We start from the raw sequence: 22,458 nt of genomic DNA on the forward strand, positions 1-22,458 counted from the left end.
GGCTTCTTTCCGGTTGACGCTCGCCTAGCCGTGCCGCAGGCAAAAGCGCGGCGTGTCGCCCGCGGCTGCGTCCGGCGCGATGACATCGCGCGCCTGCGCATCGAGCCGCCCGATCAGTTCGACGAAGCTGGCGACGCTCGCGGTCCGTAGCGGGTAGTACGCGATGTGATGGCGTTCGCAGATGCGCTTGAGCAGGTTCATCGAATCGTGGTCGATGCAGTCGACCGGGAACACGACCAGGTGCGCGCCCGGTAACGCCGCGGCCAGCAGGCCCTTGCGATCCTCGATGCCGCCGTCGTGCATCGTCACGTCGCCGCCCGCCGTTTCGACGATCCGCCGGATCGCGCGGTTCGAACCGGGCCGCCCGCCGACATACACGACGCGCGTGTGCCGAAGCATCGACAGCGTGCCCACCGTCTGCTCGGCCGGATCGTCCGTCGAAGCCTGCACCGCCTGTTCGAGCGCGCTCGCTTCGGCGCGCAGCGTCTTCACCATCGCCATCAGGTCGTCGAGCCGCGCGCGCATCGCGCGGGCGCTCGCCTGTTCCGCGGCGATCCGCTGCTCGGCCGCCTCGCGGCGGCTCGTATGCAGCGCGAGCCGTTCGTCGCGTGCGGCCAGCGCTTCGCGCAGTTCGTGTACTTCGTCGCGCAATACGGTTTCGGCAGCCGGCGGCTGCACGTTCTGGCGCGCAGTCATCGCATCCAGTTCCTTCAGCGCCGCGTCGCGCTGCGTGCTCATCTCGTGCAGGCGCGCCTGCTGCCGCTCGATCTTCGCATGCAGCGCGGCATTCTCTTCCTCCAGCGCGACCAGCCGCCGGATATCGGCGCGATTGGCCGCGCCGACCAGGTGCGACAGCATGTGCAGGTCGCCGAACGCGGCCTGGCGCACGCCCATCGTCGTGCGCGGATGCGTCATCAGCGCCCAGTACGCGGGCGGAATGTCGCCGCTCTTGAGCGCGTCCTTCCAGCGTGCGAGGAGTTCGTCCGCATCCTTCGCGCTGTCGAACGCGCGTATCGCACCGGCATAGCGTTCGTCGAGCGCCTTGTGCAACGCCTTGGCGCCGGCCGTGCCGTTGATCGCGAGCTCGACGGCAGCGTGATGGATTTCGAGGTCGGTGGCGCGCTGCCGGTCGAGATCGGTGAATTTCGGCACGAGCCGGCGCAGTTCGTGCGTGGTCAGGCAGGTGCCGATGATCGAGCAGTGCAGGTTCGCGTCGAGTTCGGACAGGCGCGCACGGCGCTTCAGCTCGGCCAGTTGCGCGCGCGACGGCGCGCAGCATGCGTCGACTCGCGCGCCGGTTGCCGCGGCCGGATGGCCGCCGGACGACGGGAGGCCCGCCGTGCGGGCAAGGCGAAAGGGCGGAGCGTGCATGTTGACCTCTGTCCGGCCCTGTCGGACCGGGGACGGATGCGCGAAAGATTCGCGAAATATACCACGGAATATAACGGGCGAAATTGCGGGGAAATCGCCAAGCAGTACGGGGTGCCGCGATCAGCAGAGTGCGGTCGAGCGGTCGGTGCGCGACAGCGCGGCCGCGGCCGGGGCCGCGGTCGAAACCGCGAGCGATGCCGGCGCGTGGCACGCCAACACGTACTCGACGCACAGTCCGACCAGCAGTACGTCGACGCGCTCCAGCGCGGTGACCGCGTCGCGCATCGCGGCCGGGTCGTTGCTGAACGAATCGGAAAACACGTCGTCGCGCGTGCGTTCGAGGTGGCGCGCGTGCCCGATTGCACGTTCGAGTTCGGGCAGGCGCGTGAAGCGCGCGGCGCGCGCGTCGCGCTCGAGCGCCGACAGCAGGTCGCGCAGACTCATCGCGGACAGCGTTTCGTCCGTGGCCGCCGAGAATAGCCGGATGAAACGCGCGACGCTGCCGCGCAGGCGCCGGAACGCATCGACGACGTCCGTGACCTGCTGCGCACGACCGTCGCTCGGCAACGGCCTGAGCGCGCTGATCTTGCAAGTCAGTGCCGGCGTCTGGTCGCGTGCGGCGCGCAGCGGTGCGCGGTCCGTCGGCGTGCGGGGCATGGCGTGTCTCCGGTGGTGCAGATGTCGTTATATTCTATGGGATATATCGTCTGCGCAAAACGGCACATTCGCAAAATCCGGTGAATGTCGCTGATCGACTGTGGATTCAACCCGTCGTCGTCGTTCGTCGCTGCCGCGGAAACGGCGGCTTTCGGCGTAGGTCCGACGCCCGCACCGTTCGTCGGTTTCGAGGCCTATCATGTATCCAGCCGACTTCGCGTCGGCATGCGCGGCCACCTTCGCGGATGGTCGCCGATGGCCGACAATGCCGAGCGTTCGCTGGCGTCGCTCGGCGTGTCCTGCAACGGGTTATCGGGCGTTTGCAAAGGGGGCATCGTGACTGATCGCGACAACGCGTTTGCGGGCTCGATTCCGGCGTTCTACGACACGCTGATGGTTCCGCTGATCTTTGAAGCCTATGCCACCGACCTGGCGGAGCGTGTCGCCGCCTTCTCGCCGCGCTCGGTACTTGAAACGGCCGCGGGCAGCGGCGCGGTCACGCGCGCGCTTGCGCCAAGACTCGACCCCGGCGCGCGCTACGTGGTGACCGACCTCAACCGGCCCATGCTCGACCATGCCGCCGCCAGGCAGGGCGCCGACAGCCGCATCGAATGGCGACAGGCGGACGCGCTCGACCTGCCGTTCGAAGATGCGTCGTTCGACGTCGTTTGCTGTCAGTTCGGCGCGATGTTTTTTCCCGACCGGGTCGCGGGCTACGCCGAGGCGCGCCGCGTCCTGAGGCCGGGCGGGCGCTTTGTCTTCAATGTCTGGGATCGCATCGAAGAGAACGCCTTTGCGGACGAAGTCACCCACGCGGTCGCCATGGTGTTTCCGCATGATCCGCCGCGATTCCTGGCCCGCACGCCGCACGGGTATCACGATATCGCGCTGATCCGGGAGGAGTTGCGCCACGCGGGTTTCGCCGACGTCGACATCGAGACACGCGAGAAGGTGAGTTGCGCGGCCTCGGCACGCGACGTTGCCACCGCCTATTGCCTGGGAACGCCGCTGCGCAACGAAATCGATGCACGCGATGCCGGCCTGCTTCAGCTGGCAACGGACCGGGCGACAGAAGCAATTGCCGCCCACCATGGCGCCGGGCCGGTGGCCGGCAAGATTCAGGCGCATGTCATCGTGGCGGCGGGATAGCGGCATCCCGGATTGCTCATATCAAATCGGCGCTGCTCGATTGCTCGCCAACCCTAAGTGTGTCGCGCTGCGGTTCGACTATGCTGAATTGACTGCAGCCCGCGCTTCGCGCCGCAACGCTGCGAACCGGCGATGACGGGAGGGCACGATGACCGAGCAAAGCAACGTTCAACTGGTGCAGCAGGCGTACGCGGCGTTCGGCCGGGCCGATATCGACGGCATCCTGCAGACGCTCTCCGAAAGCGTCGACTGGTTCATACCGGGGCCGACCGGCTTCATTCCGTTCGCCGGCAGAAGACATGGGCCTCAAGAGGTCGCGGCGTTCTTCGCGGCGCTTGCGTCGGCGCAGACCGCGGAACGGTTCGAGCCGCGCGAGTTCATCGCCAGCGGCAACCGGGTCGTCGTGGTCGGTGCACAACGCTGGTATGTCCACTCGACCGGGCGCACGTACGAGGACGAGTGGGTGCATCTGATCACGATCGAAAACGGAAAGATCACGGCGTTTACCGAGTATCACGATACCGAGGCGGAAGCGGCGGCACATCGACAGTGACGGCGGCGCACGCGCGCCTGCCGCCCGGGACGATCCGCTCGAACAAGCGAGGCCGCTTGTTGCGGCCGTGGAATCCGGTGCGAATATTCCAGGGCTGCAAGAGGCGGCCCAGATGAAACCCGGGTTCCGCAGGAGATAGGGCAACCTGTCGCCGCGTTCGTGCGTCGACATCAGCACCATCGGAAGAGCGAAACGCATGCGTTGGCCGGCGGTCTCTTTCTGGCGGAACGCAGACAGGTTCTTCCGTTGTCCCGAACGCCGCGGAGAAAAAAGACGACACCGCGCCGCGAGACACGGTGTCGCCAACGGCCTGAACGGCCGCACTGGTCAGTCGATCGCGCGCATCGCGTGGCGCAGTTCCTGATAGCTGCGCAGCCCCGCGACGCCGAGCTCGCGGCCGATCCCGCTGAGCCCGAAGCCGCCCCAGCACACGTGCGGATAGATGAGTTGCGGCGCATTGATCCACACGAGCCCCGCGCGTACGCGCTTCTGGAACTGCTTCGCGATGCCCGCATCGCGCGTCACGACGGTCGCGACGAGCCCGTAGCGCGTGTCGTTCGCGAGCGCGATCGCTTCGTCGTCGGTGCGGAACGACTTCACGCATGCGACGGGGCCGAACACTTCGTCGGTCCACAGCGGATTGTCGGCGGCCGGTTCGGCGATCACGACCGGCGCCATGAAGAAGCCGGCGCCGCCCGCATCCGCGACGCGGCCGCTGAAGGCGACGCGTGCGCCCGCATCGATGCCGTTCCGGAGCATCGCTTCGACACGCGCACGATGTGCGGCCGAGATCAGCGGCCCCATCGCGACCTGTTCCGCGGCCGGCGGCGCGACGACGAGCGCGCGCACGGCCGTCTCGAACGCGGCCATGAAGCTGCGGTACACGCTGTCGTGCACGAGGATGCGCGCGGTGGCCGAGCACATCTGGCCCGCGTTCGTGAACGCGCCCGCGACCGCGAGCGACACCGCGACGTCGAGATCGGCGTCGTCGCGCACGATCAGCGACGACTTGCCGCCGAGTTCGAGCGTTACGCGCTTCATGTCCTCGGCCGCGGCCTGCATCACCTTGCGGCCGGCCGCCGTGCTGCCGGTAAACGAGATCTTGTCGATCAGCGGATGCGCGGTCAGCGCCGCGCCCACGTCGGCGCCGCCGTTCACGACGTTGACGACGCCGGCCGGCACGCCGGCTTGCTCGACGATGTCGAGCAGCGCGTGCTCGGTCGGCGACGTGAGTTCGGACGGCTTCAGCACGACCGCGCAGCCGGCCGCGAGCGCGGGTGCGAGCTTCCATGCGGTCGTGACCATCGGGAAGTTCCACGGCATCACCAGCGCGGCGACGCCGACCGCGTCGTGGAAGCGTTCGGCCGTGACGGCGTCGCTCGGCAGCGCGACAGGCTCGGCCGCGAACAGCGTCGGGTCTTCGCACAGCTTCGCGTAGTACGCGAACGTCGCGGCGACATCGCCGACGTCGGCTTCTGCCTCGAACGGCGGCTTGCCGCTCACCTGCATCTGCAGCGCGGCGAGGCGGTCGCGTTCGGCTTCGACGCGCTCGGCGATCGTCGCGAGAATGCGGCCGCGCTCGGCGGGCGGCGTATCGCGCCAGCCGGCCAACGCGTCGCGCGCGGCGCGCACCGCGGCGTCGACGTGCGCGGCCGTCGCGAATTCCTGCCAGCCGATCGTGTCGCCGGTCGACGCGTTGCAGATCGGCGCGCCGGCCGCGTCGGAATGCGGGCGCACGGGCCGGCCGGCGATGTGCGCCGCGGGCAGCACGAACGTGGCGGTGGAACGGGAAAGTTCGGCGGTGGACATGAGGGTCATCCTGTCGATCGGGTTAGCGGTAGGCGACGCCCGGCATCACGCAGAGCATCTCGAACGCAAGGTTCGCGCCGGTGAGCGCGGTGGTGCCGGTCGGGTCGTACGGCGGCGCGACTTCGACGAGATCCGCGCCGACGATGTTCAGGCCTTTCATTCCGCGTACGATTTCGAGGCCCTGCTGCACGGTGAGGCCGCCGATTTCCGGCGTGCCGGTGCCGGGCGCGAACGACGGGTCGAGGCCGTCGATGTCGAAGCTGAGATAGACGGGCGTGTCGCCGACGCGTTCGCGCACCTGCGCCATCAGCGGCGCGAGCGACTTGTTCCAGCATTCCTCCGCCTGCACGACGGCGAAGCCCTGCTCGCGGCACCAGTCGAAATCGTCCGCGTGGTAGCCGGTGCCGCGCAGGCCGATCTGCGTGACCTTGTCGCATTGCAGCAGGCCGTCTTCCACCGCGCGGCGGAACGGCGTGCCGTGCGCGATCTTCTCGCCGAACATCGTGTCGTTCACGTCCGCGTGCGCGTCGACGTGCACGACGGCGACCTTGCCGTACTTCCGGTGCAGCGCGCGCAGGATCGGCCATGCGATCGTGTGGTCGCCGCCGAGCGTGATGGGCCGGCAGCCGTTCGCGACGATCTCGTCATACGCTTCCTCGATGCGGCGCACCGAGTCCTTCAGGTCGTACGGGTTGGTCGCGACGTCGCCGATATCGGCGACCTGCAGCGAGTCGAACGGCGCGGCGCGCGTGGCCATGTTGTACGGGCGCAGCAGCACGGATTCGGTACGGATCTGGCGCGGGCCGAAACGCGAACCCGAACGGTTCGACGTGCCGAGGTCGAGCGGGACGCCGACGAAGCACACGTCGAGGCCGTCGGTCGTCGCGGCTTGCGGCAGCCGCATCATCGTGGCGATGCCGCCAAAGCGCGGCATCTCGTTGCCGCCCATCGGCTGGTTCAGTTCGCGGGGCATGGGACCGTCTCCTCTTTTGGGTGTCAAGCGATCGGCCGATGGTAGAGGAGAACGCCCGCGCGAAGATTTTGAAGTCGCAACGTTTACATCGACGGGTCTCGATGCGAGCGGCGCCCGCGCATCGACGCGGCACAACCGAAGGCGGCCGCGCGGCCGGACCGGGTCAGCCGGAGATCGGGGGGCGTACGGTGCCGTCGTGCGATCCGGCGGAAGGGAGCGCGGCGGTCGCAGAACCCCACGCGGCGAGTTCGCGCTTGGTGCGCACGCCGAGTTTCGCGAACGCGCGCTTCACGTACGACTCGGCCGACGCGACGCGCACGCCGAGGATCCCGGCGGTTTCCGGCACGGTCTTGCCGGAGATCAGGTGCTTGCAGGTTTCGTATTCGCGCTTCGACAGCTTCACGCCGTCGGCCGCGATCCGCGCATCGAACTGCGCGAGCGGATGGACTTCGGGCGTCGGGTGCGCGACGCGCCGCACGGCGGTGGTCGACGCATGCAGTTCGAGCAGCGGGAACAGCACGTCGCTGATGCTGCGAAAGCGGTTCATCTCGGCGAGCGTGAACGGCGGCCGGTCGCGGCCGCGCTCCAGCGCGATCGAATGCTGCGAATAGCGGGTGCCGCGCGCGAGCACGCATTCGTGCCCGATCCGCACGTCGTCGAACAGCCGCTGGCGGAATTCGCCGGGCGGGATCGCCGCGATGTCGCGCACGACGAGCATCGTGCCCGTCTTGCCGCGCAGCCCCGCGAACAGCGGGTCGCTGTCGAGGAAGCGCTCGTAGTAGAGCGTCATCACGTCCGAGATGTCCGACGTCGCGGTGCCGATGCCGCTGCTGCCGATCCATTCGCATCGGTAGCCGGTGGGCATCGTGCCGTCGACGCGCGAGCGTTCGACGTGTGCGACGTCAAGCGGCACCACGTCGTTCAGCAATTGCGTGAGGCGCGGCACGAAATGCGGCGTGCCGACCGTCTCGATCAGCTCGCCCAGCGCCTTGAACGACACATTGAAGCGGTCGTTGTCGCGGTGGAAGGGGTTCACGTTGAGCAGCATGCGGTTCCCCGGTAAAAGGCGGCCGGATTCTAGCGTTTGCAGCGAAAAACGTCATTAAGGGGAAACACCGGCAGGTGTCCTTGCGACTTCGCGCCCTGGCAAAACATCGCTTGTCCCCCCCGGAGGGGGGCATACCGGGGCAGTGTAAATGAGTAACTTTGTCTCTGCTTTTTTCAATCAAGAGACGAAAGACTCAGTTGACGTCTTCCTCCGCCTAAAGGCGGGGGATTCCCACACCTGGCGATGCACGTCCGCATCGGAGAATGTTCAACGCAGCGTTGGTATCACGATCATGCACGACACCACAGCCACTGCAGGTCCACTCTCTTATTCGCAGCCCCGCGATACCTTTCGGCCGCGTCGTGCTGTCTTTCGATCCGCACGCCGAACAGGACTGGGTAGAACCGCTTTCGTCCACTTCCTCGAACGTGACCCCGTGCGCTATCGCTTTGTAACGGAGCTTATGGCGGAAGGACGACCAGGATGCGTCGTTGACGCTTTTCGCCATCCTGGTTTTCGCGAGACCGACGGCCGACACGTTGCCGACCGCGATGTAATCGAAGCGCCGCACCAGAGCGAGCGCGAGCTTGTGTTGGAAGTCGGCACGGGAATTCGCCACCTTCGCATGCAGTTTCGCGATATGGCGCTTGTGCTTTCGTGCCCGTTGGGCTTTCGCCAGCTTTTCGGCCGCGCGCCGGCTGAACCGGTTGTTGGGTACTTTCTCGCCGGTCGAAAGCGTGGCGAAGTCTTTCAGGCCGAGATCGATGCCGACGCCGGAACGGATCGGACGCGCCGGAACATCGGGCATCTCGATCACGATGTTGAGAAACCAGTTGCCGCGCGCATCCTGTGCAAAGTTGGTTCCGTCCTTGATCTTCCCTTCGGGAAGCGGGCGACTGTTGAACACGCGAAATGTGTTGCCGGCGAAGCGAAACGCATCGCCCTCACGCTTCAGGTCGCGCCCTTTCAGCGGCACCCAGCCAAGCGATTTCCTGCCGCGATAGCGCAAGTAAGGCCGTCGATGCTGGCTGCGCGACTTCGCGTATTGCTCGCATGTCGCGTTGACCGTGCCGGAATGGATACCAAGTTCCTTGCTGCTGCCTGTCGTCAGTACGTTCAGGTCGAAGCCCGTCGGCCACTTCTTGTTCCACTTGAGCGCGTGCTTCTGCGTGTCATTGCAAAAGTTCCAGACGTAGTTCACCGCACGGCTCTGCTTGTTAAGCAGTCCATTGAGCGACTTCACCCGGTATCGGTAGACAAGAATCATACCGGTGATCCTAACCCGTGGAAGAAGCTGCCTGTCAACAGCACTCCTTTCCTTCCCGCCATCAATGGCGGGGTTTCTCGGAGCAAATCCAGATGACCAAACTGATCAAGGACATCCTGCCGCTCGGCGCAGGTATCGGCGAATTCACGAAGCTCGACTTCGGGATGGACGAAAGCGACTGGCGCGCGGCCGAAGGCAAGAGCGGCAACTACATCATCGGCTGGTGGGAAGGCAAGGCCGGCTCGGTGGAGTTTCCGGAAACCGCGGCCGACGAGGCGGTGTGGCTCGTCGAGGGCCGGATCGCGCTGACCGACGTCGAAGGCAACCGCAAGGAATTCACGCCGGGCCAGGGCTACCTGCTGCCGGCCGGCTTCGCGGGCCGCTGGGAGACGATCGAGGACGCGAAGAAGTTCTACGTGCTGCTCGAGAAGTCGTGATGCCTGAAACCGCCGCCGTGGTGTCGTCGTCCGTGTGACGCGAACCCGGCGGCGGTTTCGTTTTCGCGTGTGATGGCTGGGATCATGGAAATGGAAGTCAACGAAGCAAAACTGGGCGCGCCGGTTCAGGCGCACGTTATGCGCGGTGCGCCGGTCGTGCCGGTCGCACTGGGCGTCGAGGCGGCGCTCGCGAATACGAAGCTGCTCCCGTACTGGCTCGACAACCCGGCCGCGCCGGCGACCGAGCCGGAACTCGTCGGCGACGTGACGGCCGACCTGCTGATCGTCGGCGGCGGCTTCACGGGGCTGTGGTCGGCCGTGCAGGCGAAGGAACAGATGCCGCACCTGAACGTGGTGCTGATCGAGGCCGGCAAGGTCGCGCACGGCGCGTCGGGCCGCGCGGGCGGGATCATCTCGACGTCGGTGATGCACGGGCTGCCGAACGCGGTGCGCGTGTTCCCGAACGACATCGCGCAGCTCGAGGAATTCGGCCATCACAACCTCGACGGATTCGAGGAAACGCTGAAGCGCTACGACATCGACGCCGACATCGAATGGAACGGCGAGATGACGGTCGCGGTCGATCCCGAGCATATCGCGCACCTGAAGGGCGACTACGACCTGCATCGCGAGTACGGCCACAACGTCGTGCTGCTGAACCGCGACGAAACGCTCGAACAACTGAACTCGCCGCTGTTCGCGGGCGCGCTGTGGTCGCGCAACCGCAGCGGCATCGTGCATCCGGCGAAGCTCGCATGGGGGCTGAAGCGCGCGGCGCTGTCGCTCGGCGTGAAGCTGTACGAGCACACGCCGCTCACGACCGTGACCGACGAAGGCAGCACCGTGTTCGTGAAGACGCCGAAGGGCAGCGTGCGCGCGCCGCGCGTCGTGTTCGGCAGCGGCACCGCGAAGGTCGGGATTCCTGACATCAACCGCCGCGTGATGCAGGTGCGCGATCATGTGCTTGCGACCGAGCCGCTGACCGACGAACAGCTCGCGCGCATCGGCTGGAAGAACCGCCAGGGCGTATACGACACGCGCACGCAGCTCAACTATTTCCGCCTGACGAAGAACAACAACATCATCTTCGGCGGCCTGGTGAGCTATCACTTCGACGGCGACCCGGAACCGCATCAGGACGGCCAGCGCGAAACGTACTACCGGCTCGCGGAAGCGTTCTACCGCACGTTCCCGCAACTGAGCGACGTGCGTTTCTCGCACGCGTGGGGCGGCCCGATCGACTACTGCTCGCGCGGCTCGGTGTTCGCGAAGCGCTATCTCGGCGACAAGGCCGTGTTCGTCGCCGGCTATACGGGCTTCGGCGTCGCGGCGAGCCGGTTCGGCGCGTTCATGGGGCTGAACATCCTGTTCGATCGCGACAGCCCCGAACGCAAGCTCGACATCGCGAACCAGAGCCCGAGCTACATCCCGCCCGAGCCGATGCGCTGGGTGGCCGCGAAGATCACGTTCCATGCGTTCGACGGCGCGGACGCCGAAGGCGGCTGGAAGCGCGCGTGGATCAGCGGCCTCAAGGCGATGGGTTTCCCGATGTAAACGACGCGACGGCTCGCAACCGGGCCGCCGCCATACCAAGCTCCCTCGAGGAGACGATCCGCGCAGCGGACACGGAGAGAGACATCTGATGAACGTAGTGAACCTGCAGGATGAAGCGCGACAGGAAAACGCGCTGTTCGTCGTCGTGATGCTGCTGCTCGGCATCCTCGGGCCGACGGTATTTCTCGGCCTGCCCGCGATCGTCGGGCAGGTCGAACGCCATTGGGGCTTCGGCGAAGCGGCGCTCGGGCTGTCCAGCTTCATCGAGGTGCTCGGCGAATCGACGGGCACGCTGCTCGTCGCGTTCGTGCTCGGCCGCCAGCCGGTCCGGCTCGTGCTCGCGGGCGCGGTGACGCTCGCGGCCGGAGCGAACCTCGGCACGCTCGCGACACACGGGCTCGTCGCGTATTCGGCGCTGCAGTTCATCGCGGGTGTCGGGTCGGGCGGGCTGAACGGGATCGCGCTGCGCTACCTGTCGTATTCGCGCGCGCCGGAACGCAATCTCGGGATGATGCTGATGGGGCAGGTGATGTGGAGCATGGTGCTGCTTGCGTACATCTTCCCGATGCTGAGCGGCGCATGGGGCGCGCATGGCGTGTTCGGCTTCGTCGCATGCGTGCTTGGCATGTTCGTGCTCGCGACGCCGCTGTTTCGCCGCGGCGAGACGCTGGCCGCGCCGACGCCGGCCGGCATCGCCGGCAGCATCGACCGGAAGGGCGCGATGCTCGTGCTGTGCGCGCAGCTCGCGCTGTATGGCGGCGTCGGCGTCGTGTGGACCTTCCTCGAGAAGATCGGCACCGATGCGGGCCTGAACGGCAAGTCGGTATCGCTCGTGCTTGGCATCGCGAACGTCGCGAGCCTCGTGATCTGCGCGGCGATGCCGAAGCTCGGCGCCGGCAAGGGCCTGCGCCGCTGGACGCTCGTGAACCTCGGCGGCTGCGCGGTCGCGGCCGTGCTGCTCGCGATGCCGGCATCGGTCGCGACGTTCACGCTCGGCGCGATCGTCTTCATCGGCTGCTGGACCGGCGGCGCGCTGCTGATCTACGCGACGATTCCGCAGTACGACCTGATCGGCAAGTCGGCCGCGCTGTCGCCGGGCTGCGTCGCGCTCGGTTACGGCGTCGGTTCGGTCGCGGGCGGTTCGCTGATCGAGAGCGCGGGCACGCGGTCGGCGCTCATCGCGGCAATCGCGCTGTGTGCGGTGGCGTTCCTGTGCTACGTGCGGCTGCGGCCTGCGGTGTTCGGCATGGAGCGCTCGCTCGCAGTGGCACCTGAATGACGGATGCGGCACGCGTCGCTGCCGATGGCGGCGCGTGTCCCGTTCGGTTCATCGGCGCAGTCGGCCGGCGTGGCGCGCGATGCGCGTCGCGCGGGCCGGCCGGGCAACGCGCGTACGCGCAGCGGCTTCAGCATGTTTTCGAATACCACCGATCTCGATCTCCGGCTCATCCGGGTCTTTCTGGCCGTCGTCGACGCACGCGGCATCACGGCCGCCGAGGCGTCGCTCGGCGTGCGGCAGTCGACCATCAGCACGCAGTTGTCGGCGCTCGAAGCGCGCGTCGGCTTCAAGCTGTGCGATCGCGGGCGCGGCGGCTTTCGCCTGACGTCGAAGGGAGAACGCTTCGCGGCCACGGCGCGCACGCTCGTCGCGGCGACGTCCGAATTCGTCGCGCGCGTGCGCGACATCGACCGCAAGCTGGTCGGCACGCTGTCGATCGGCCTGATCGGCCAGGCGCCGCTCGTCGAGAACGCGCGCGTGGCCGACGCGATCGGCGCGTTCCGCAAGCGCGACCAGGCCGTCACGTTCTCGATGAAGGTCGCGTCGCCGCAAGAGCTCGAGGAAAGCCTCGTCAACAACCAGCTCGATCTCGCGATCGGCTATTTCTGGCATCGCGTGCCGGGCCTGCTCTACACGCCGCTGTTCACCGAGCAGCAGGTGATCTACTGCGGGCGCGGGCATCCGCTGTTCCATGCATCGCGGCCGGTGTCGGCGGACGACCTGCAGGCGCACGACTGGGTATGGCGCACCTATCCGGTGCCGGAGGAACAGTATCCGCTGCCCGAGCGGCGCGTGACCGCGAGCGCGGACAGCATCGAGGCCGCGACGATCCTGATCCTGTCGGGCGGCCATCTCGGCTACCTGCCCGCGCATTACGCGGAGCCGTTCGAGCAGCGCGGGCTCGTGAAGGCCGTCGGGCGCTCGACGTTCAGCTTCGACGTGCCGCTGCATCTCGCGATGAAGCGCAGCACGAGCGACAAGCCGATCGTCGACGCGTTCTGCGAGGACCTGCTGCGCGCGTTCAACATCAAGGCGGCCGCGCTGGCCGCGTAGGCGCGCATCGCGCGTTCAGCAGTCGACGAGCACCCAGTCGAACAGCTCGCGGCGCGTGCGCACGCCGAGTTTCGCGAACGCACGCTTCACATACGACTCGGCCGTCGACAGCTTCACGTCGAGTTGCTGCGCGGCCTCGGGCACCGAGCGCCCGCACAGCATCAGCCGGCAGATCTCGTGTTCGCGGCGCGACAGCTGCACGTGCTGCCGTTCGAGGCGCGCATCGAAACCGGCCTGCCCGGCCTGCGACAGCGCATTCGGCGACACCGACGCGACCCGCCGTGCGGCGCATGTGCGCGCATGCAGCTCGAACATCGGAAACAGCAGGTCGACCATCTGCCGGAAGTGGAACAGCTCGTCCGTCGTGAACGCGGACTGCGCGCCGGTGCGCGCGAGCCCCAGTGCGTATTGCACGTGCGCGTTGCCGTGCACCAGTACGCATTCCTGCGCGATGCCCGGTTCGTCGAAGATCCGGCGCCGGAAGTCGCCGTTCGCGAGCCCGTCGATATGGCGCTGCACGAGCAGCGTGCCGGTCTTGCCGCGCAGCGGCGCGAACAGCGGATCGACGTGGCAGTAGTCCTGGTAATAGATGTCCATCACGCGCAGCGTGTCCGCCGGCAAGCGCAGGCTGCCGCTGCCGAGCCATTCGACGACGTGGCCCGACGCGCTGCCCGTGTCGGCGCGCCAGCGTTCGAGATGCACGGCATCGGCCGCGATGCTGTCGTTCACGAACGCGGTGATCGCGCCGACGAAGCCCGGCGTGCCGACCGCGCGGATCGCGGCGCCGAGCGTGTCGGGACGCACGCCGACCAGGTAGTGACCTGGCGCGGCGGGATCGGGATGAAGAAGTCGCATGTTCGGACCGTGGCGGGCGGATGACAGCGCGACGTTACGCGAAGCGCGGGCGCGCGTCTGCCGGGAATTCACCGGATAAAAGCACCGATTTTGCGCGTTGTCCTCACAATGACGACAAGGCCTGCGCGCAACGCGCCGGAATTCGCGAAAGCCCCTGCGTCGGGGGGGCAGACCCGTGCGTATCGTCTGTCTATAGTGAAAGCACTTCGAAAACCCGATCACCAGAAAGGACAGGCAATGCAGATTCAACCGACGCATGCCGCCGCGACGCCGGCGGATTTCGTTCTGACCAATGCGAAGGTCTACACCGTCGATCCGCACAAGCCGTGGGCGCAGGCCGTCGCCGTGCGCGACGGCCGGATCGTCCACGTCGGCGATACCGCGGCGGTGCAGGCTTACGTCGGCGCCGCGACCAAAGTGGTCGACGCGGCCGGCCGGCTCGTGCTGCCGGGTTTCGTCGAATCGCACTGGCACTTCGAGACGACCGCGTTCGCGTTCCAGGCGTTCGTGAACTATGAGGATCCGCACAAGGTGCTCGCCGCGCTGCGCGCGTACGTCGAGTCGCATCCGGACGAGCCGGCGATCACGGGGATGGGCTGGGTGCAGGCGACGATTCCGCCGGCGCTGCTGCGCAAGGAGACGCTCGACGCGATCTGCGCGGATCGCCCGGTGTGCCTGCTGTCGACCGATTTCCATTCGATGTGGGTGAACTCGAAGGCGCTGGAGATCGCCGGTATCGATGCGTCGACGCCGCCCGTGCAGGAAGGCGCGAGCTGGTTCGAGAAGGACGCGGCGACGGGCGAGCCGACCGGCCTGATCGTCGACGGCGCCGCGTATTCGTTGCTGATGCAGCGGATCAGCGCGGCCGGCCTGCTGCCGACCGGTATCGACCTCTACCTGAAATCGATTCCGCCGTGGCAGAAGAAGCTGTGCGCGGCCGGCGTGACGACCGTGTTCGACGCGGGCTTCTTCGACCCGAGCGGCGACCAGTCGCTGCTGTACGAGACGCTGCAGACGATGGAGCGCGCGGGCGACCTGAAGCTGCGCGTGGTCGGCAGCGTCGCGGTGATCGGCGAGATCGACGATCCGGTCGGCACGCTCGTCAAATACCGTGAGCAGTACGATTCGCCGCTCGTGAAGGCGCGCGCGCTGAAGCTGTTCCTTGACGGCACCGAGGCGAACCACACCGCGTACCTGCTCGAACCGTACGCGGACCGCCCCGACACCTGCGGCGCGCCGACGATGCCGGCCGACACGTTCAACCGCTATCTGGTCGAAGCCGATCGTGCGAACGCGAACGTGATGGTCCACTGCGTCGGCGACGCGGCCGTACGGATGGCGCTCGACGGCTTCGACGCGGTCAACCGGTCGAACCCGCCGCGCGATCGCCGCCACGTGATCACGCACGCGTTCCTCACGCACCCGGACGACATCCCGCGCTTCCGCCGCGCGGGCGTGATGGCGAACACGCAGCTGCAGTGGGGCGTGGTCGACGCGTACACCGAGCAACTGCGCGACCACTACGGCCACGAACGCTGGAGCAACATGTACAAGTTCCGCACGTTCCTCGACGAAGGCGTGACGGTGTCGATCGGCATGGACGGCCTCGCGTGCCAGTGCCGCTGCCAGCACAAGCCGCTCGAACACATCGAGTCGGGCCATACGCGCCAGCTCGCGGGCGAGCCCGATGCGCCGGTGTTCCCGGACATCGCCGAGCGCCTGAGCATTCCGCAACTGATCGCCGCGTACACGATCCACGGCGCGTACCAGCTCGGGATCGAGCACGAGGTCGGCTCGCTGACGCCCGGCAAGCGCGCGGATCTCGTCGTGCTCGAGAACGACCTGTTCGAGGTCGGCCAGTACGACATCGGCCGCATCGACGTCGCGCTGACGATGATGGACGGCCGCGTCACGCACGTGGGCGACGATTTCGGCGTGCGTACGGGCGTGACCGCATCCTGACCGGACGGCGGTTGACCGAGCGGTGACGGAGGCTTTCAAACCGCTTCCGTTTTGTATCGATCGACGCATCCGGCCGGAACCGGATGCGTCGATTGTGCGGCGTGTCCCCCTATTGGCAGGGCAGACCGGCCAATTTCCTCTGGCTACATTTTTCCGGACCGAAGCACACACCCGTTCATCGCGAACGGATCATGATATCGACGGAGGAAACCATGGCAGGGGACTGGAAACATCATCTGAGGACGGCATGCGCGGCGCTCGCGCTGGGCGGGTTCGCGTGGGCCGGCGCGAGCGTCGCGCACGCGGCGGACGTCGTCAACGTGTACAACTGGGGCAACTCGATCGGCAAGGCGACGATCGCGAACTTCGAGAAGGCGACCGGCATCAAGGTCGTCTACCAGGAGTTCGATTCGAACGAGACGCTGCAGGCGAAGCTGCTGTCGGGCACGTCGGGCTACGACGTCGTCGTGCCGTCCGACATCTTCTGGGCGCGACAGCTGCAGGCCGGCATCTTCCGCAAGATCGACAAGAGCCAGGTGCCGAACTACGGGCTGCTCGATCCGGAAATCATGAAGGTGCTGTCGAAGGACAATCCGGGCAACCAGTTCGGCATTCCGTGGACGTGGGGCACGGATGGCCTCGGGATGAACGTCGAGAAGGTGAAGGCCGCGCTCGGCAACGACGCGCCGCTCGACAGCTGGGCGCTGCTGTTCGATCCGAAGTACGCGCAGAAGCTGAGGAGCTGCGGCGTGTCGGTGCTCGATTCGCCGGTCGATGCGTTCGGGATGGCGCTGGTCTACCTGAAGAAGGATGCGAACACGACGAACCCGGCCGACTACCAGGCCGCGTACGAGCTGCTGAAGTCGGTGCGGCCGTATATCACGCAGTTCAATTCGAGCAGCTACATCAACGATCTCGCGGGCGGCGACATCTGCCTGGCGCTCGGCTGGTCGGGCGACGTGAACTCCGCGCGCATCGCGGCCGCTGCCGCGAAGAAGTCGTATCACATCAAGTACGTGATCCCGACCGAGGGCAGCGCGATGTGGTTCGACATGATGGCGATCCCGAAGGATGCGCCGCATCCGGACGCCGCGCTGAAGTTCGTCAACTTCGTGCTGTCGGAGAAGGAGAGCGCGAACCTGACCAACGACACGTCGTATCCGTCGGCCGTGCCGTCGTCGAAGAAGCTGGTGCGCGCCGAGGTGACGAGCGATCCGGCCGTGTTCCCGCCTGCCGACGTGATCCGCAAGCTGAGCCTCAGCAAGCCGGTTCCGCCTGAGCTGATGCGTCTGCAGAACCGTCTCTGGACGAAGCTGAAGACCGAGTAAGCCGGCCGCAGCCCCCCGCACTCCCGCATCCCTTTCGCGCGCCTCGCCGCCCACCGCGGCGGGCGGGGGCGCGCTCGTCCCGACGACACCCACCCCATGAAAATCAAACACATGACGGCGCTGTGCCTGCTCGCGTTCGAAGCGGCATCGGCATTTGCGCACACGCCGCAGGCGACCGATGCGAGCAGGATGAAGGCGCTGCAGGCGCAGGTCACCGCGCTGCAGCAGCAGGTCAACGAACTGCGTGCGAGCATGACGGCAGCGCAGGCGTCCGGTGCCGCCACCACCGCCGCATCGGGCACCGCGAAGATCGGCACGATCAACACGGCGGCCGCTGCCGCGCCGGCGTCCGACGCGGCGCCCGCATTCACGAACGACGACCTGCAGCAGATGCGCGAACAGATTTCGAACGCATCGCTGAAGGTCGACTCGCTGCAGGAAGCCGCGACGACCGGCCCGCTCGCGGGCCTGAGCATCACCGGCTACGTCGATCCGGTGTACCTGTACAACCGCGCGCAGCGCACGTCCGGCTTCCAGTTCCTGAACCACGATCCGGGCGCGTACGACTACTTCAACAGCACGATCGGCGACGTCTACCTCGACATCAAGAAGACCTTCGGCGTCGGCCCGATGGCGCCGTCGGCGGAGATCGTGATCCAGCCGAACCGCGGCTTCGGCAATGTGTTCAGCAATGCGCACGGCGGCGTCGGCAACAACATCGTCACGCAGGCGCAGGTCAACGTGCCGCTCGGCACGACGCGCACCTTCGAGATCGGGATGATGCCGAGCCTCGCGGGTTACGAGGTGCAGCCGTCGAACCAGATGCTGACGCTCACGCACGGGCTGCTGTACGACTTCAGCGAACCGGGCAACCTGATCGGCGTCGGGCTGAAGGGTTCCAACGCGGCGATGACACACTTCTGGCAGGTGGTGATCGGCAACGAGGTGTTGCGCACGGCCGGCGCGATCGCGAACGCGGCGAACAACACGACGAAGACCAACTGGACGCCGACGATCACCGCGCGCTTCGACAACGCGACGTCGACGGCCTTCGACTTCGGCATCTCCTGGATGCTCGGCCGGCAGTCGCTGTTCTCGCCGTGCGCGGTCGCGGGCGGCTACGGCTACCAGTGCAACGGCTCGTCGCCGACCGGCCTCTACAAGTACGTGGAAGCCGACATGACCTATACGCACGACAAGACCCAGGTCAACGCGCAGGTCGACTACGGCGAGCTGCAGAAGGGCGCATGGAACGGCGGCACCGCGCGCTGGTACGGGATGTCGCTGCTCGGCCATACGAAGTGGACGACGTCGTGGGTCGGCCGCATGGGCGCGACGCTGCGCTTCGACTACCTGAACAACACGTCGAACGGCGGCGGCGGCACCAACATCCAGTACGGGCTCGCGGGCGGCAACCCGTCGGTGAACGGGTCGAGCGGCTTCGGCATCGATCCGGCGTGCTTCCAGGGTTCGTCGACGAACGGCACCGAGTGCAAGGGCGCGCAACGCTATGCGATCACGGCCGACCTGTTGTTCTATCCGACGCAGCAGATTACCGTGAAGGTCGAATACCGCCACGACGCGGCGAACCATCCGGTATTCCTGAAGAGCAACGGCACGTACGCGCGCAGCAACGACCTGGCCGGGATGCAGTTCATCTACTCGTTCTGACGGCCGGCGCGTGCCGATTCTTTCGCACTACACACCGCACTCCGGGCCGCGCAGGCCCGGACCTCATTCACCCCAGGAGAATTGATCTTGAAGCTGCACACCTTCGTGACCGACATCACCGATCCGCGCGCGCGCGGCCGCTTGATCGGCGAACGCTTCGCGCCCGGGATCCGCGAGACGGTCGCGCTGTATCTCGCGTTCTTTCCGAAGCTCGGCATCGATCCGCAGCGCGCGCGGGAGATCGGCGAAGCGAGCCTCGCCGCGCTCGGCGCATGGTGCCCGCGCCTCGCTGCCGAAGTCGAAGCGATCGCCGACGGCGTCGACCTGCCGCGCTGGCAGCTCGCGTGCCTGAACGCGCGCACCGAGATTCTCGCCACCGCGCCCGCATCGGCCGAAGGCGAGTGCTCGACGACCGTCTACGCGCCGGCCGGCCCGCACGCGCCGCGCACGCTGCAGACGTGGGACTGGCACGACAGCCTCGCGCCGCAGGGGCTGCTGATGCAGTTCGACACGCCGCACGGCCGCACCGTCAAGCTGTTCTCCGAGTTCGGGATGCTGGCGAAGCTCGGCGTGAACAGCGCGGGGCTCGGGCTGCATTTCAACATCCTGCACCACGCGAGCGACAACGACAGCGCCGGCGTGCCCGTGCATGCGATCGCGCGGCGCCTGCTCGAAGACGCGACGACGGTGCAGGAGGCGATCGAACTCGCGCGCACCGCGCGGGTGAGCGCATCGACGGTGCTGACCGTGTTCACGCGGCATGACGCGAACCCGCGCGCCGCGAGCATCGAGCTGAGCCCGTCGGGCGTCGGCGTGGTCGTGCCGCGTCCGGACGGCTGGCTGCTGCATACGAACCACTTCCTCGATCATGCGTTGAGCGGCGGCGAATGCATGCCCGACAGCTCGACGACGCGCGAGCGCTACGCGCACCTGAACGATGTCGCGAAAGGCATGACGAGCGCCGACGTGCGCGAGCGCGCGAAAGCGATGTGCGGTGCGGCGGGCGACGAAGCCGTCGTGTGTTTTCATCCCGACCTGTCGATGCCCGACACCGAGCGCTGGGAAACGCTGCTGACCGTCGGCATCGATACCGATGCGTGCGCGCTCGACTACGTGGCCGGCAATCCGCACGATCTCTCGCGCGACGGGTTCCTGCGATTCTGATCGGCAGGCCACGAAACAGCGGGGCGGCACGCGTGTGCCGCCCGTGCGGCGCTCATGCGTCGATGCGCTCGACCTTGCCGACGAGCAGCCCGTACGACAGGCTGCCGGCGAGCGCCATCGCGGCGATGTAGGTGATCGCGCGCGAGAAGTCCGCGCCGTTCACGAGCAGCCCGATCACGATCGGCGTCGCGATCGCGGACAGGTTGCCGATCAGGTTGAACACGCCGCCCGTGAGGCCGAGCAGCCGCGCGGGTGCGAGCCCCGACACGAGCGACCACGTGATCGACGCGAAGCCGTTGCCGAAGAACGCGATCGTCATGAACGCGATCACCCAGCCCGTCGAGCTCACGTAGTTCGCGCCGATGATGCAGGTCGAGATCAGCAGCCCCGAGATGATCGGCAGCTTGCGCGCGAAGCCCTGCGATGCGCCGCGGCGCATCAGCCAGTCCGACAGCACGCCCGAGCACAGCACGCCGACGAACGCGGCGAGGAACGGCAGCGACGCGAGAAAGCCCGACTTGATGAAGTCCATTCCCCGATACTTGACGAGGTAGGTCGGGAACCACGTGAGAAAGAACCACAGCGTCGAGTTCAGCGCGAACTGGCCCAGATAGATGCCCCACAGCTTGCGCTGCCCGAGCACGACGCCGAGGTCGCGCCACGTCGACGGCGCGCGGTCGCTGCGCGCCGCGATGCGGTCTTCGAGATCGACGAGCCCGCCGCCGTCGCGGATCAACGCGATCTCGGCCGCGTTGACGCCGCGCAACGCGCGCGGCTCGCGATACACCGCATACCAGATCGCGGCCCACACGATGCCGGCGAGGCCGGTCGCGACGAACACCATGTGCCAGCCGAGATGCACCTGCAGCCATGCGAGCACCGGCGTGAGGAACGCGAGCCCGACGAACTGGCCCGACGTGTAGCCGCCGATCGCGCTTGCTCGTTCGCGGGTCGGGAACCACGTCGTGACCACGCGGTTGTTGATCGGGTAGGCCGGCGCTTCGAGCGCGCCCACCGCGAGGCGCAGCACGATCAGCCCGACGAACGACCCCGCGAAGCCGAGCAGAAGCGTCGCGGCCGACCACAGTGCGAGCGCGCCTGCATACAGCACGCGCGGCGACACCTTGTCGACGAGCCAGCCGCCCGGAATCTGCATCAGCGCGTAGGTCCAGCCGAACGCGGAAAACACGAGGCCCGCGCGGACGGGATCGATGTTCAGTTCACGAAACAGTTCGGGCGCGGCGATCGACAGGTTGCTGCGGTCGAGATAGTTGATCACGACCGTGACGAACAGCAGCGCGAGGATCAGCAGCCGCTTGCGGCTCGGCTGTGCGATCGCGGTTGCATGGGCGATGGATTCGGGCGAGGTATCGGCGGCGCGCGCATGCGGCCGCTCCGGCGGGTTGGCGTGGGTGCGCGACGCGGATTGGGCCACGGTTGTCTCCTGTGTTCCATGCCCGGCCGGCGCCCGCGAGCGGGGCGGCCGAATCGAATGGCGTTGGGGCGAACGTTAGAGCCGTCGAGCGAAAGGCGTCAACATTTGGACGGGCATCCCTATTGATGGGATGTCGAGCGCTCAATATGTGGGAAAGCGCGGCGGTTGCGCCGCATCGTGCATCAGGCAGAGGTTGCTTCGTTGGCGGCCAGTTCGGAAAGGCTGCCCGATGGGCCGGAAAACGCCTACGAAACGCTGGCCGGTCCACGATGGCGACGCGGTGTCACACGATCGAGCATGGCAGTAACCCATCAGCAGACGTTCCCGGCCACCGATGTCCTCCGCGTGCGAGGCTCGGGCATGACGCGGTCAATCCGGCAACGGCAATCGATGCGAGTCCTTGATCGTATGCATCACGAACGCGCTGCGTACTTCCTTGACGTGCGGCAGGGTCGCCAGTCGTTTCCGACTGAACATCGCGAAGCTGTCGAGGTCAGGTGCGACGACGCGCAATAGATAGTCCTCGATGCCCGACAGGATGAAACAGGACAGCACTTGATCAATCGTCTTGACGGCGCTTTCGAATTCAACCGCGTCCTGCTCCTGATGCGACGAGATCTTCACATAAACAAATGCATCGATTCCGAGGCCAAGCGCCTTGCGATCGAGTTCGAGGCTATAGCCCGAGATCACGCCCGACTCTTCCAGCCGCTTGACCCGCCTCCAGCACGGAGACTGCGAACTGTGGGTCGCCTCGGCCAGCGCTGCCATCGACATTCTGGGATCAGATTGAAGTAGGGAGAGGATCTGGATGTCTGCGGGGCTCAACGGAACGGGCTTCATGTCTGGACCTCGGGTACTCGGCGATGGTAAGGGTTTCCCCTGTTTTGCGT

At 66.9% G+C, this 22,458-nt stretch carries 19 protein-coding genes; 10 read left to right on the forward strand and 9 right to left on the reverse strand.

The annotated features are described in order from the left end of the window. Positions 1-24: 24 nt before the first annotated feature. Both LXM88_RS31820 and LXM88_RS31825 read right to left on the reverse strand, forming a co-directional pair. A complete protein-coding gene (locus tag LXM88_RS31820) occupies positions 25-1,371 on the reverse strand; it encodes a DUF2325 domain-containing protein (RefSeq protein ID WP_262543413.1) in 1,347 nt (448 codons plus the stop codon). 120 nt (positions 1,372-1,491) lie between these two features. Further along, complete coding sequence (locus LXM88_RS31825; protein ID WP_262543415.1) at positions 1,492-2,028, reverse strand: hypothetical protein; 537 nt, start codon at positions 2,026-2,028, stop codon at positions 1,492-1,494. A gap of 393 nt (positions 2,029-2,421) precedes the next feature. Between LXM88_RS31825 and LXM88_RS31830 the strand changes: the two genes are divergently transcribed. Together LXM88_RS31830 and LXM88_RS31835 are read left to right on the forward strand one after the other, a co-directional pair. Continuing rightward, positions 2,422-3,177: a class I SAM-dependent methyltransferase gene (locus LXM88_RS31830; RefSeq protein WP_262547016.1), complete on the forward strand. Its 756-nt coding sequence runs from the start codon at positions 2,422-2,424 to the stop codon at positions 3,175-3,177. Between the two features lie 148 nt (positions 3,178-3,325). Continuing rightward, positions 3,326-3,730, forward strand: coding sequence for a nuclear transport factor 2 family protein (locus tag LXM88_RS31835; protein WP_262543416.1), 405 nt, complete (start codon positions 3,326-3,328; stop codon positions 3,728-3,730). A 327-nt stretch (positions 3,731-4,057) separates the two neighbouring features. Here LXM88_RS31835 and LXM88_RS31840 read toward each other — a convergent pair whose 3' ends face one another. From LXM88_RS31840 to LXM88_RS31855, 4 genes are all read right to left on the reverse strand, one after another. Then, a complete protein-coding gene (locus LXM88_RS31840; RefSeq protein ID WP_262543417.1) occupies positions 4,058-5,539 on the reverse strand; it encodes an aldehyde dehydrogenase family protein in 1,482 nt (493 codons plus the stop codon). Between the two features lie 22 nt (positions 5,540-5,561). After that, positions 5,562-6,512 (reverse strand): agmatinase, encoded by a 951-nt coding sequence (gene speB / locus LXM88_RS31845; protein ID WP_262543418.1) that lies wholly within the window; start codon positions 6,510-6,512, stop codon positions 5,562-5,564. A gap of 163 nt (positions 6,513-6,675) precedes the next feature. Then, positions 6,676-7,560, reverse strand: a complete 885-nt coding sequence (locus tag LXM88_RS31850; protein WP_262543419.1) for a helix-turn-helix transcriptional regulator — start codon at positions 7,558-7,560, stop codon at positions 6,676-6,678. Between the two features lie 214 nt (positions 7,561-7,774). Then, the gene (locus LXM88_RS31855; protein WP_262543420.1) at positions 7,775-8,827 is read right to left on the reverse strand and encodes an RNA-guided endonuclease InsQ/TnpB family protein; all 1,053 of its coding nucleotides are present in this window, start codon (positions 8,825-8,827) and stop codon (positions 7,775-7,777) included. A gap of 92 nt (positions 8,828-8,919) precedes the next feature. Between LXM88_RS31855 and LXM88_RS31860 the strand changes: the two genes are divergently transcribed. The 4 genes from LXM88_RS31860 (at position 8,920) to LXM88_RS31875 (ending at position 13,150) form a co-directional block, all read left to right on the forward strand. After that, positions 8,920-9,264, forward strand: coding sequence for a cupin domain-containing protein (locus LXM88_RS31860; RefSeq protein ID WP_089428440.1), 345 nt, complete (start codon positions 8,920-8,922; stop codon positions 9,262-9,264). Positions 9,265-9,348: 84 nt separating this feature from the next. Next, entirely contained in the window at positions 9,349-10,818 is a 1,470-nt protein-coding gene (locus tag LXM88_RS31865; RefSeq protein ID WP_262543423.1) for an NAD(P)/FAD-dependent oxidoreductase, read from the forward strand. Positions 10,819-10,906: 88 nt separating this feature from the next. Continuing rightward, complete coding sequence (locus LXM88_RS31870) at positions 10,907-12,097, forward strand: MFS transporter (RefSeq protein ID WP_262543424.1); 1,191 nt, start codon at positions 10,907-10,909, stop codon at positions 12,095-12,097. Positions 12,098-12,229: 132 nt separating this feature from the next. Further along, positions 12,230-13,150, forward strand: coding sequence for a LysR family transcriptional regulator (locus LXM88_RS31875; protein WP_096475702.1), 921 nt, complete (start codon positions 12,230-12,232; stop codon positions 13,148-13,150). A gap of 15 nt (positions 13,151-13,165) precedes the next feature. On the opposite strand, the gene LXM88_RS31880 is transcribed toward LXM88_RS31875, so the two are convergent. Beyond that, positions 13,166-14,005: a helix-turn-helix transcriptional regulator gene (locus LXM88_RS31880; protein WP_262543425.1), complete on the reverse strand. Its 840-nt coding sequence runs from the start codon at positions 14,003-14,005 to the stop codon at positions 13,166-13,168. 237 nt (positions 14,006-14,242) lie between these two features. On the opposite strand from LXM88_RS31880, the gene LXM88_RS31885 reads away from it, so the two are divergent. The 4 genes from LXM88_RS31885 to LXM88_RS31900 all read left to right on the forward strand — a co-directional run bounded on the left by LXM88_RS31885 (position 14,243) and on the right by LXM88_RS31900 (position 20,130). Then, positions 14,243-15,967, forward strand: a complete 1,725-nt coding sequence (locus LXM88_RS31885; protein WP_262543426.1) for an amidohydrolase — start codon at positions 14,243-14,245, stop codon at positions 15,965-15,967. 212 nt (positions 15,968-16,179) lie between these two features. Further along, complete coding sequence (locus tag LXM88_RS31890; protein ID WP_262543427.1) at positions 16,180-17,295, forward strand: polyamine ABC transporter substrate-binding protein; 1,116 nt, start codon at positions 16,180-16,182, stop codon at positions 17,293-17,295. Positions 17,296-17,391: 96 nt separating this feature from the next. Beyond that, complete coding sequence (locus tag LXM88_RS31895) at positions 17,392-18,966, forward strand: DUF3138 family protein (RefSeq protein WP_262543428.1); 1,575 nt, start codon at positions 17,392-17,394, stop codon at positions 18,964-18,966. Positions 18,967-19,053: 87 nt separating this feature from the next. Continuing rightward, entirely contained in the window at positions 19,054-20,130 is a 1,077-nt protein-coding gene (locus tag LXM88_RS31900; protein ID WP_262543429.1) for a C45 family autoproteolytic acyltransferase/hydolase, read from the forward strand. A gap of 52 nt (positions 20,131-20,182) precedes the next feature. On the opposite strand, the gene LXM88_RS31905 is transcribed toward LXM88_RS31900, so the two are convergent. Both LXM88_RS31905 and LXM88_RS31910 read right to left on the reverse strand, forming a co-directional pair. Further along, positions 20,183-21,565 (reverse strand): MFS transporter, encoded by a 1,383-nt coding sequence (locus LXM88_RS31905; RefSeq protein WP_262543430.1) that lies wholly within the window; start codon positions 21,563-21,565, stop codon positions 20,183-20,185. Positions 21,566-21,934: 369 nt separating this feature from the next. Continuing rightward, entirely contained in the window at positions 21,935-22,408 is a 474-nt protein-coding gene (locus LXM88_RS31910; protein ID WP_262543432.1) for an Lrp/AsnC family transcriptional regulator, read from the reverse strand. Between the last annotated feature and the right edge of the window lie 50 nt (positions 22,409-22,458).

Origin of the sequence: Burkholderia sp. S-53 (assembly GCF_025560745.1) — a bacterium.
Taxonomy (GTDB): domain Bacteria; phylum Pseudomonadota; class Gammaproteobacteria; order Burkholderiales; family Burkholderiaceae; genus Burkholderia; species Burkholderia pyrrocinia.

Bases quoted from the DNA above. Each gene is read 5' to 3' on its own strand.
- LXM88_RS31820 (WP_262543413.1), bottom strand. From the start codon at position 1,371: ATGCACGCTCCGCCCTTTCGCCTTGCCCGCACGGCGGGCCTCCCGTCG.
- LXM88_RS31825 (WP_262543415.1), bottom strand. From the start codon at position 2,028: ATGCCCCGCACGCCGACGGACCGCGCACCGCTGCGCGCCGCACGCGAC.
- LXM88_RS31830 (WP_262547016.1), top strand. From the start codon at position 2,422: ATGGTTCCGCTGATCTTTGAAGCCTATGCCACCGACCTGGCGGAGCGT.
- LXM88_RS31835 (WP_262543416.1), top strand. From the start codon at position 3,326: ATGACCGAGCAAAGCAACGTTCAACTGGTGCAGCAGGCGTACGCGGCG.
- LXM88_RS31840 (WP_262543417.1), bottom strand. From the start codon at position 5,539: ATGTCCACCGCCGAACTTTCCCGTTCCACCGCCACGTTCGTGCTGCCC.
- speB (WP_262543418.1), bottom strand. From the start codon at position 6,512: ATGCCCCGCGAACTGAACCAGCCGATGGGCGGCAACGAGATGCCGCGC.
- LXM88_RS31850 (WP_262543419.1), bottom strand. From the start codon at position 7,560: ATGCTGCTCAACGTGAACCCCTTCCACCGCGACAACGACCGCTTCAAT.
- LXM88_RS31855 (WP_262543420.1), bottom strand. From the start codon at position 8,827: ATGATTCTTGTCTACCGATACCGGGTGAAGTCGCTCAATGGACTGCTT.
- LXM88_RS31860 (WP_089428440.1), top strand. From the start codon at position 8,920: ATGACCAAACTGATCAAGGACATCCTGCCGCTCGGCGCAGGTATCGGC.
- LXM88_RS31865 (WP_262543423.1), top strand. From the start codon at position 9,349: ATGGAAATGGAAGTCAACGAAGCAAAACTGGGCGCGCCGGTTCAGGCG.
- LXM88_RS31870 (WP_262543424.1), top strand. From the start codon at position 10,907: ATGAACGTAGTGAACCTGCAGGATGAAGCGCGACAGGAAAACGCGCTG.
- LXM88_RS31875 (WP_096475702.1), top strand. From the start codon at position 12,230: ATGTTTTCGAATACCACCGATCTCGATCTCCGGCTCATCCGGGTCTTT.
- LXM88_RS31880 (WP_262543425.1), bottom strand. From the start codon at position 14,005: ATGCGACTTCTTCATCCCGATCCCGCCGCGCCAGGTCACTACCTGGTC.
- LXM88_RS31885 (WP_262543426.1), top strand. From the start codon at position 14,243: ATGCAGATTCAACCGACGCATGCCGCCGCGACGCCGGCGGATTTCGTT.
- LXM88_RS31890 (WP_262543427.1), top strand. From the start codon at position 16,180: ATGGCAGGGGACTGGAAACATCATCTGAGGACGGCATGCGCGGCGCTC.
- LXM88_RS31895 (WP_262543428.1), top strand. From the start codon at position 17,392: ATGAAAATCAAACACATGACGGCGCTGTGCCTGCTCGCGTTCGAAGCG.
- LXM88_RS31910 (WP_262543432.1), bottom strand. From the start codon at position 22,408: ATGAAGCCCGTTCCGTTGAGCCCCGCAGACATCCAGATCCTCTCCCTA.